The sequence below is a fragment of the Kitasatospora sp. NPDC059146 genome (assembly GCF_042786665.1).
Classification (GTDB): domain Bacteria; phylum Actinomycetota; class Actinomycetes; order Streptomycetales; family Streptomycetaceae; genus Kitasatospora.
In genome coordinates this window covers 18,403-27,746 of sequence record NZ_JBHZCY010000124.1, presented here as the reverse complement: position 1 = coordinate 27,746, position 9,344 = coordinate 18,403, and the positions used below count along the sequence as shown (strand labels likewise).

Annotated in this window: 9 protein-coding genes and 1 pseudogene; 8 read left to right on the top strand and 2 right to left on the bottom strand. The window is 73.4% G+C overall.

Going from position 1 to position 9,344, the window contains the following annotated elements; genetic code table 11:
• Window positions 1-61 precede the first annotated feature (61 nt).
• From ACFXPX_RS35330 to ACFXPX_RS35305, 6 genes and pseudogenes are all read left to right on the top strand, one after another.
• Window positions 62-373: pseudogene (locus ACFXPX_RS35330) on the top strand (pyridoxamine 5'-phosphate oxidase family protein); the annotation flags it as partial.
• A gap of 13 nt (window positions 374-386) precedes the next feature.
• Complete coding sequence (locus tag ACFXPX_RS35325; RefSeq protein WP_380528716.1) at window positions 387-1,070, top strand: FMN-binding negative transcriptional regulator; 684 nt, start codon at window positions 387-389, stop codon at window positions 1,068-1,070.
• A 113-nt stretch (window positions 1,071-1,183) separates the two neighbouring features.
• Complete coding sequence (locus ACFXPX_RS35320) at window positions 1,184-2,596, top strand: sugar porter family MFS transporter (protein WP_380528714.1); 1,413 nt, start codon at window positions 1,184-1,186, stop codon at window positions 2,594-2,596.
• Window positions 2,597-2,700: 104 nt separating this feature from the next.
• Window positions 2,701-3,402: a dienelactone hydrolase family protein gene (locus tag ACFXPX_RS35315; protein ID WP_380644507.1), complete on the top strand. Its 702-nt coding sequence runs from the start codon at window positions 2,701-2,703 to the stop codon at window positions 3,400-3,402.
• Between the two features lie 131 nt (window positions 3,403-3,533).
• Window positions 3,534-4,808: an MFS transporter gene (locus tag ACFXPX_RS35310; protein WP_380644506.1), complete on the top strand. Its 1,275-nt coding sequence runs from the start codon at window positions 3,534-3,536 to the stop codon at window positions 4,806-4,808.
• A 99-nt stretch (window positions 4,809-4,907) separates the two neighbouring features.
• Entirely contained in the window at window positions 4,908-5,444 is a 537-nt protein-coding gene (locus ACFXPX_RS35305) for an HAD domain-containing protein (RefSeq protein WP_380644505.1), read from the top strand.
• Here the strand turns inward: ACFXPX_RS35305 and ACFXPX_RS35300 are convergent.
• Window positions 5,422-6,210, bottom strand: a complete 789-nt coding sequence (locus ACFXPX_RS35300; protein ID WP_375893597.1) for a CPBP family intramembrane glutamic endopeptidase — start codon at window positions 6,208-6,210, stop codon at window positions 5,422-5,424. The genes ACFXPX_RS35305 and ACFXPX_RS35300 overlap by 23 nt on opposite strands.
• 76 nt (window positions 6,211-6,286) lie before the next feature.
• Window positions 6,287-7,792 (bottom strand): glutamate--cysteine ligase, encoded by a 1,506-nt coding sequence (locus tag ACFXPX_RS35295; RefSeq protein ID WP_380528710.1) that lies wholly within the window; start codon window positions 7,790-7,792, stop codon window positions 6,287-6,289.
• Between the two features lie 376 nt (window positions 7,793-8,168).
• Between ACFXPX_RS35295 and ACFXPX_RS35290 the strand changes: the two genes are divergently transcribed.
• Both ACFXPX_RS35290 and ACFXPX_RS35285 read left to right on the top strand, forming a co-directional pair.
• On the top strand, window positions 8,169-8,741 hold the full coding sequence (locus ACFXPX_RS35290) for a hypothetical protein (protein ID WP_380402117.1): 573 nt from the start codon (window positions 8,169-8,171) through the stop codon (window positions 8,739-8,741).
• Between the two features lie 407 nt (window positions 8,742-9,148).
• The gene (locus tag ACFXPX_RS35285) at window positions 9,149-9,340 is read left to right on the top strand and encodes a DUF5999 family protein (RefSeq protein WP_360242315.1); all 192 of its coding nucleotides are present in this window, start codon (window positions 9,149-9,151) and stop codon (window positions 9,338-9,340) included.
• Window positions 9,341-9,344 lie beyond the last annotated feature (4 nt).

Genomic DNA, 9,344 nt, shown 5'->3' with positions numbered 1-9,344 from the left:
GGGGAGGGTCATATGTGTATTAGAGAACTAGTTCATATTGGTTGTCTTGTCGTCCAAGCGGACGTACTACGAGGTCACCGACCCCGAGGAGCTGGACGTCGCGCTGGCCGCCATCGTCGACCAGGTCGTCCCCGGCCGCTCCGGCGAGATCCGCCCGGCCAACCCCAAGGAGCTCGCCGCCACCGCCGTGCTCCGGCTGGAGCTGGACGAGGTCTCGGCGAAGACCCGCTCGGACGGCGCCGCCGACGACCCGGCCGACGCCGACCTGCCGTACTGGTCCGGCACCGTCCCGGTCAGCACCGCCTACGGCGCCCCCGAGGCGCACGACCCGAACGTCCCGCTGCCCGCGCACATGCGCCGCTACCCCCGCTGAGGAAGGCCGTCCGATGCTGATCAGGTCCTGGGACCGAGGTGACGAGGAGGAGTGGCGCGCCTGGCTGGCCGAGGGCCGCGACTTCGGCCTGCTCGCCGCCAACGGCGGCCCCGACGAGGGCCCGGTGCTCGTCCCCACCCACTTCCTGCTGGACGAGGAGGGCGGCGAGATCCTGCTCCACCTCGCCACGCCCAACCCGCTGCTGACCGCCGTCCGCGCCGACCCGAACGTCACCCTGGCGGTCACCGACGGCTACGCCTTCGCGCCCGGCCACTGGCGCGGCGAGCCCGGCACGCCCACCAGCTACTACGCCTCGGTGCACTTCCACTGCACCGCCGAGGTGGTGGAGTCCGCCGAGGGCAAGGCGGAGATCCTCAACCGCCAGCTGGCGCACTTCCAGCCGGAGACCCCTGAGGTCCGGGTGGTCCCCGGCCGGACGGAGTTCGGCCGGCTGCTGCCCGGCCTGCGCGGGCTCCGACTGACGGTCCGCGAGGTGCGCGCCAAGTTCAAGTACGACGACAAGAAGCCGGCCGCCGAACAGCACGCGATCGCCGGGCGGCTCGCCGAGCGCGCGGACGCCCCGGCGCTCCGCCGGGACCAGGACGCCGCCGCCCGCACCCAACTGCTGCGGCGCCACCGCCGACGTCAGGAGCGGCTCCAGGAGCGGCGCACGGCCACCGCGCGCGCCGCCGACTGACCCCGTTTCACCCGATCGGTCCCCAACTCGGGCGGGTCGGCCGCCGCGCTGCTCGAATGTGAGACGAGTCCTGCCCAGCCGTCGGGGCGGGCCCGTCCACCCGGGGAGCGCGCGTGTCCACAGTCCATCACCAGCGGGCCTCCGGCGAGGCCCACCTCGGGCACGTGATCTTCATCTCGGCGGCCGCCGCGATGGGCGGCTTCCTGTTCGGCTACGACAGCGCCGTGATCAACGGCGCCGTGACGGGCATCCAGAAGCACTTCGCGGTGGGCCACGGCACCACCGCCTTCGTGGTGGCCATCGCGCTGCTCGGCTCGGCCGCCGGCGCGGTGGTCGCCGGCCGGCTGGCCGACCACTTCGGCCGGGTGCGCACCATGCTGCTGGCCGCCGTGCTGTTCGCGGCCAGCGGCATCGGCTCGATGTTCCCGCCGAACATCGAGGCCCTCGCGAGCTGGCGCGTGGTCGGCGGCGTCGCGATCGGCATCGCCTCGGTGATCGCGCCGACCTACATCGCCGAGGTCGCGCCGACCGCCTACCGCGGCCGGCTCGCCTCCTTCCAGCAGATGGCGATCGTGCTCGGCATCACCGTCTCGCAGCTCGCCAACTACGCGCTCAACCAGGCCGCCGGCGGCGAGTCCACCGGCCACCTCGGCGGCATCCAGGCCTGGCAGTGGATGCTCGGCGTCGAGACCATCCCGGCCCTGGTGTACGGGCTGATGGCGCTCTCCATCCCGGAGTCGCCGCGCTTCCTGATCGCCGACCACCGCGAGGAGCAGGCCCGCAAGGTGCTGGTCGAGGTCGAGGGCGAGGACGTCGACCTGGACGCCCGGGTCGCCGAGATCCGCGCGGTGCTGGAATCCGCCCACAAGCCCCGGCTCAAGGACCTGCTCGGCGGCCGCTTCGGCCTGCTGCCGATCGTCTGGATCGGCATCGGCGCCTCGGTGTTCCAGCAGTTCGTCGGCATCAACGTGATCTTCTACTACTCCTCCCTGCTCTGGCAGTCGGTCGGCATCAACGAGTCCAACTCGCTGCTGATCAGCCTCTCCACCTCCATCGTCAACGTGATCGGCACGGTGATCGCGATGGCCCTGGTGGACCGGATCGGCCGCAAGCCGCTGGCCCTGGCCGGCTCGATCGGCATGGCGGCCGCGCTGGGCACCGCCGCCTGGGCGTTCTCCTACCGGCACGGCACCGGCGACACCGCGACCCTGGACAACACCCACGCCACCGTCGCCCTGGTCGCCGCCCACGTGTTCGTGCTCTGCTTCGCCTTCTCCTGGGGCGTGGTGGTCTGGGTGCTGCTCGGCGAGATGTTCCCCAACCGGATCCGGGCGCTGGCCCTGTCGGTCGCGGCCTCGGCCCAGTGGATCGCCAACTGGGCGATCACGGTCAGCTTCCCGGACCTCGCCGACTGGAACCTCTCCGCGACGTACGTCATCTACGCGGCCTTCGCGCTGCTCTCCATCCCGTTCGTGGCCTTCTGCATCAAGGAGACCAAGGGCCGCGCCCTGGAGGAGATGGGCTGACCGGCCCCGCCCTCCCGCTCCCCGCCGCAGACGGCCCGACCCACCGAACGGCCCGACCGCCGAACGGCCCAGCCCCGACCGGCCCGACCCACCGAGAGGAAGCCATGCCCGACCACGGCGGCCCCCGGCAGAACGTCAGCTTCCCGAGCAACGGCCGCACCGCGCACGGGTACCTGGCCCGCCCTCCGCAGGGCGTCGGACCGGGCCTGGTGGTGGTCCAGGAGTGGTGGGGGCTCACCTCGCACGTCGCGGACATGGCCGACCGCTTCGCCGCCGAAGGCTTCACCGTGCTGGCCCCCGACCTCTTCGGCGGCACCACCACCCACGACGGCGCCGAGGCGGCCCGGCTCAAGCGCGAACTCCCGGTCGAGCGGGCCGTCGAGGACCTCTCCGGCGCCGTCGGCCACCTGCTCGCGCTGGACGGCGTGGTCGGCGACGCGGTCGGCGCGGTCGGCTTCTGCATGGGCGGCGGCTTCGCCCTGATGCTGGCGGCCCGGGCCGGCGACGCCGTGGCCGCCGCGGTCCCCTTCTACGGCCTCCCGGCGGACCCCGACTTCGACTACCGCGGCCTGACCGCCCACGTCCTCGGCCACTTCGGCGAACTCGACGGCTCGATCCCGATGGCCGACGTGGACGAGGCAGCCACCCGGATCGGCGAGGCCACCGACGTCCGCCCCGAGATCCACTTCTACCCGGCCGGGCACGCCTTCATGAACGACGAGAACCCGCTGGGCACCTACGACGCCCTCCAGGCCCGGATCGCCTGGCGCCGTACCCTCACCTTCCTCTGGGGCCACCTGGGCTGACGCCCCGCCCCGCCAGCGCCCGACGCCCCACCGGCCCCCGGCGCCCCGCCCCACCCGCCGCCGCCCGCCCCCACCGGTTCGGGCGCGAAATCCGGATGACACCGGTACGAACTCCGACCATAGTCACCCGGGTGCCGACCCCACTCCCCCGCCGCCCCACCTGGGCGAGCCGCAACTTTCGCATCCAGACCGCCGCCACCGTGATCAGCGGCCTCGGCAACGCCGGCGCCCCCATCGCCACCGCCTTCGCCGTCCTCGGCAACGGCGGCGGCGCCACCGAGGTGGGCTACGTCACCGCCGCGCGGCTGCTGCCGACCGTGCTGTTCCTGCTGGTCGGCGGCACCCTCGCCGACCGGCTCCCGCGCCACCACGTGATGGTCGCCGCCAACCTGTTCAGCGGCGCCTCCCAGGCCGTGCTGGCCGCCCTGGTGCTGGCCGGGAACGTCCAGCTGTGGCAGCTGCTGGTGCTCTCCGCCGCCGGCGGCGCCGGCTACGCCCTCTACTCCCCCGCGGCCGGCGGCATGATCATGCAGGCCGTCCCCCAGGAGCACGCCGCCCGCGCCTTCGCGGTCTTCCGGATGGGCCTGAACGCCTCCCAGATCGGCGGCGCCGCCCTCGGCGGGGCGCTCACCGCCGCCGTCGGCCCCGGCTGGGTGCTGGCCCTGGACGCCCTCTGCTTCCTGGTCGCCGCCTCCCTGCGCTTCTTCCTGGAGCCCGAGTCCGCGCCCGCCCCCTCCGGCGGCGGCATGCTGCGCGACCTGCGCGAGGGCTGGCGGGAGTTCGCCTCCCGCCGCTGGCTGTGGGTGATCGTGCTGCAGTTCGCCGTCATGGTGGCCTGCATCAACACCGTCGAGGCGGTGTACGGGCCGACGGTGGCCGACGAACGCCTGGGCGGCGCGGGCGCCTGGGGCCTGGCGATGTCCGCGTACGGCGTCGGCCTGGTCGTCACCGGCCTGCTGATGGCCCGTTGGCGCCCCCGCCGGATCCTGCTGGTCGGCAACTGGGGCGTGTTCCTGTTCGGCGCCCCGGCCCTCGCCCTGGCCGCCGGCGCCCCGCTGCCGCTGCTGATCGCCGCGATGTTCCTGTCCGGGGTCGGCGTCACGGTCTTCGGCGTCAACTGGATGGTCGTGCTCCAGCAGGAGATCCCGGAGGAGATGTTCTCCCGGGTCTCCGCGTACGACGAGCTCGGCTCCTACTCGCTGGCCCCGGTCGGCACCGCGCTGGCCGGCCCGGCCGCGGCCGCGCTCGGCCTGTCCGGCGCGCTGTGGGCCTGCGCGGCGCTGTGCCTGCTGCTGAGCGCCGTCGTCCTGATCGACCCGCAGATCCGCCGGCTCTCCCGCCGCGACCCGCGGGGAAGCACCCCGGACGCACCGGTGCCCGCCGGCGAACCCGCGCCCGCGCCGTGAGCGCCCTGTGCGCCCCGCGTGCGCCCGTCGGAAAGCAACCATCGGGGCCGACGGTTCGTCCGACCGGGTAGGAAGATCCATCCACTTGGGGGCCCACCGGTGCCGAAGCCACTGCTGTTCCTGGACGTCGACGGGGTGCTGAACCCGGTCTGCCCGCCTCCGGACGCCGGGTTCGACACCCACACCCTGCTCGGCTACGCCGTCCTGCTCTCCGCCGAGCACGGCGCCTGGCTGCGCGAACTCGCCGGGACGTACGAGCTGGTCTGGGCCACCACCTGGGAGGAGCACGCCAACACCCACATCGCCCCGGCGATCGGCCTGGACCCGCTCCCCTTCGTCCGCTTCACCGGGTACGTCCAGCAACCCGGCGACCCGCACGTCCCGTTGATGCAGCTGTTCTCCGCCCGCAAGTGGGCACCGCTGCTGCGCTACGCCGAGGGCCGCCCGTTCGCCTGGGTGGACGACGTCATCCCGTCCCGGCTGGTCCGCCGCTCGCTGTGGCGCCGGGACCGCCTGCTGCTGCCGATCGACCCCGGCCGGGGCCTGGAGCGCCGGCACGTCGACCGGCTGCTCGCCCGCCCGCCGCGCAGCCAGGCCCTGCCGGGATCACCGGTCAGGGGGTCGGCAGCCAGCTGACGTGCCCGGCGAGCAGCGCGTACCCGACGAAGGCCACCGTGTCGATCAGCGCGTGCGCCGCCACCAGCGGCATCACCCGCCCCCAGCGCCGGTACAGCAGGCAGAACACCGCCCCCATCACCATGTTGCCGACCAGCCCGCCGACCCCCTGGTACAGGTGGTACGAGCCGCGCAGCACCGAGCTGGCCACCACCGCCGCCGGCCAGGACCATCCCCGCTGCCCCAGCCGGCGCAGCAGGTAGCCGAGGACGACGACCTCCTCCAGGATCGCGTTCTGCCAGGCCGACAGCACCAGCACCGGCACCCGCCACCACACGTCCGGCAGTCCGGAGGGCGCCACCGTCAGGTTGTACCCGGCCGCCTGCGAGGCCAGGTACAGCACCAGCCCGGAGCCGCCGATCGCCGCCGCGACGGCCGCGCCCCGGCCCAGGTCGCGCAGCTTCTCCCGCAGGTCGAAGCCCAGCACCCGCAGCGAGGCGCCCTCGCGCACCAGCAGGTAGCCGACCAGCACCACCGGCATCAGCCCGCGTCCGATGTAGTACAGCTGCCAGACCAGGTCCAGCCAGGGCCGCCCGGGCGCGCGCGAGCCGTTCAGGGTGGCGACCTGCTGCCCGAGCTGGAGCGGTTCGGTGAGCGAGCCCGCGAAGCTGATCAGCGCGCTGATCCCGCTGGCCCCGAGCGAGAGGCCGAGGACGACCAGCAGTTCCACGCCGAGCAGGCGTCGGTCGGGCCGCACGGTCTCCGGCACGGTCGGGCGGGTCGTCACGGGTGCTCCAGCGGACGGACGGTCGCTCCGGTCGTCGGCCGACGACCGGGGCGATCATCCTGACACAGCGGCGGGCTCAGCCCACCGGCCAGGTGTGCACCGGTTCGCCGCCGCGCATGTGCTCGGCGTAGCGCCTGGTCATCGCGGCGAGCGCGGCCGGGCGGTCCATGCCGTACTGCTCGCGCAACCGGTGGAAGGTGGCGCTCTGCCAGGCGGCGCCGTTGGTGCGGCGCAGGCAGCGCTGCTCGATGATCCCCAGGTAGCGGTCCCGGTCGGCGGGCTCCACTCCCCACTCGTCCAGCCCCTGGTAGGCCATCGGGAGGAGCTCGTTGAGCACCAGGTCGACCGCCGACACCGTCTGCAGCCCGCCGCCGCGGCCGGCCCGGCCGGGGCGCGGCCACTGGAACACCGCGTCGATGCCGTACCGGGCGCCCTGGCGGAAGTTCTCGTCCGCCCGCTCGAACGGCAGCCGGGTCCAGACCGGCCGGGGCTGCTCGGCGAGCACCCGCACCAGCCCGTAGTAGAAGGCGGCGTTGGCCAGCGTGTCGGCCACCGTCGGCCCGGCCGGCAGCGCCCGGTTCTCCACCCGCAGGTGCGCGACCCCGCCGGAGACGTCGTACACCGGGCGGTTCCAGCGGTAGATGGTGCCGTTGTGCAGCCGCATCTCGGCGAGCCTGGGCGCGCCGCCGGAGGCCAGCACCTTGAGCGGGTCCTCGTCGTCGCAGATTGGCAGGAGCGCCGGGAAGTAGCGCAGGTTCTCCTCGAACAGGTCGTACGCCGAGTCCACCCAGCGCTCGCCGAACCAAGTGATCGGGCGCACGCCCTGGGCCTTGAGCTCCGCCGAACGGGTGTCACAGGCCTGCTGGAAGAGCACCGGCCGGGTCTCCCGCCACAGCTCCCGTCCGAACAGGAAGGGGGAGTTTGCGCCGAGCGCCAGCTGCGGCCCGCAGATCGCCTGGGCGGCGTTCCACACCGAGGAGAACCGCTCCGGGGTCACCTGGAGGTGCAGTTGCAGCGAGGTCGCGGCGGCCTCGGCGACCATCGTGATGGACTCCAGCTGGAGGTGCTCCACGCCCTCGATGTCCAGCGCGATGTCCTCCCCCCGGGCGGCCAGGATCTGGTCGCTGAGCAGGCTGTAGCGCTGGTTGTGGCTCATCGCGTCCAGCCCGGTGTGGTCGTTCTCCAGGGTCGGCAGGATGCCCACCATGACGATCCGGGCGCCGGCCTCGGCCGCCTGCCGGTCGGCGTACCGCAGCCCGGTGTCGATCTCCTCGCGCAGTTCCTCGAAGACGTGCCCGCAGAGCCGGTGCGGCACGATGTTGACCTCGATGTTGAACTGGCCCAGTTCGGTCTGGAAGTCGCTGGACCCGATCGCGCTCAGCACCTGGGCGTTGCGCATGACCGGCAGGCCCTGTTCGTCGGCCAGGTTGAGCTCGATCTCCAGCCCCATCACGGCCCGCGGCCGGTCGAAGCGGTCCTCGCGCAGCATCCGCCCGAGCGCGTCGAGGCAGGCCTGGAGCTTGAGCCGGTACTGCTGCCGGTCCGCCAGATCCGCCCGTGTCGCCACGACCTTCTCGCCCACGGTCCCCTCCTCCTGAGACACCCGGCCGGTCGACCGTGCCAGCATCATGCCCACCTCGAAGATCGATACCCGAATGCTTGTACTGGCTTGCATTGCAAGGCATCTGACGGGAATTCAGGTCATCTGCAGACTTGCCCGCCGCCACCGCCTGTGATAAACAGATCACCCTGCGCATTTGTTCGATGAAGCCGCTGAGTTCGCACTGCGCTCCGGCCGGTCCGCTCCCGCCCCGAGTCCCTCATCGACGGCGGAGACCGCGCCGGCGCCGCGATCCTGCACAACCGGACAAGGCCGGCCCCCGTCACCGTGGACGCACCGAGCCGCGCCGGTATGCCGCACTCGCACGCCGATCTCGCTTGGAGAGGCGGACCCCGCCATGACCCTGCAGACCCCCCAGCCCCCACCGAGTGCCCTGCGCGCGGTCCTGGGCGCGCTCGACTCGGAGACCGCGCTGCGCCAGCCCGCCGCCGCCGCGCTGCGTCACCCGACCGGTCCACTGCTCCCCGCGCACCCGCTCGCGGTGCACGTCCTGGACGGCCCGCGCCCCGAGCTGCCCGCCGCCCGGCGCACCGGCTGGCGGTTCCTGATCAAGGACGGCCCCGACGTGGCCGCCGCCGCCGAGGTGGTGCAGAGCCCCGAGGGCCACACCTTCTCCCATTTCACCGCCGGCCCGTACCTCTCCTCCACCGTCCGGGCACTGCGCGAGGCCTGGCAGCTCGCCCAGGGCTCCCGCTCCCGCCGCCAGCCCCGGCTGCTCACCTTCCCCGGCCAGTACGCCACCGCGCTCTGGCTGCACAGCCCCGACGCCGGCCCGTCCGCCGACCTGCTGATCCCGCTGGCCCCGGCCCCGCTCGGGGTCACCGCGCACCGCGCCTACCCGGCCGCCGAGCTGCTCCCGCTGCTCGCCCGCGCCCCGCTGGCCGGATCCCTGCTGCTCGGCTCCCCTTGAGGACGCGCACCGCACCGGCCGTCGGGCACCGCGCCCGGCGGCCCTTCGCCGCGCCCGCCCCGCCCGCCGCCCTCACCCGAACGGCCACTACCCGGACGGGCCATCCGCCATGGCCCTCTCGGGCCATGCCCCGACTGGCCCACTGGTGCGCGATTTCTCCCCGGCCCCACCTGAACGGGTGATCTCTGCCCCGGAGTTGTGGCGCATGTCACGAAATTGCTGCGCGCGCGTCCGCAGATGCCGACACTGGGAACCAGCGTGGAAGGACCCCCTGTCCTACCCACTTGAGTGCTGGCCAAACCTGGCCGGCACGCGGACAGGATCCGACCACCACGGCGGCCCCGGACGGCTCGACCTCCGGGAACCGCACCACGGGGAGGATCGCAGAGCGAAGCGAGGGTACGCGTATGTGCCAGCACCGTCCTGAGTGCCCGACGGCCGAGTCCGAGGACCGCGAAGCGGCCGAGCCGGTGGCCTGCCACCCGGAGCAGGGCTGGAGCCTGCTCTGCAACGGCGTCCTCCTGTTCGAGGACACCGGAGAACTGCTGCCCGACGGCCGGGTGATCGCCCCGCGCCGCCCGGTCGCCCACGCAGCCTGAGCCC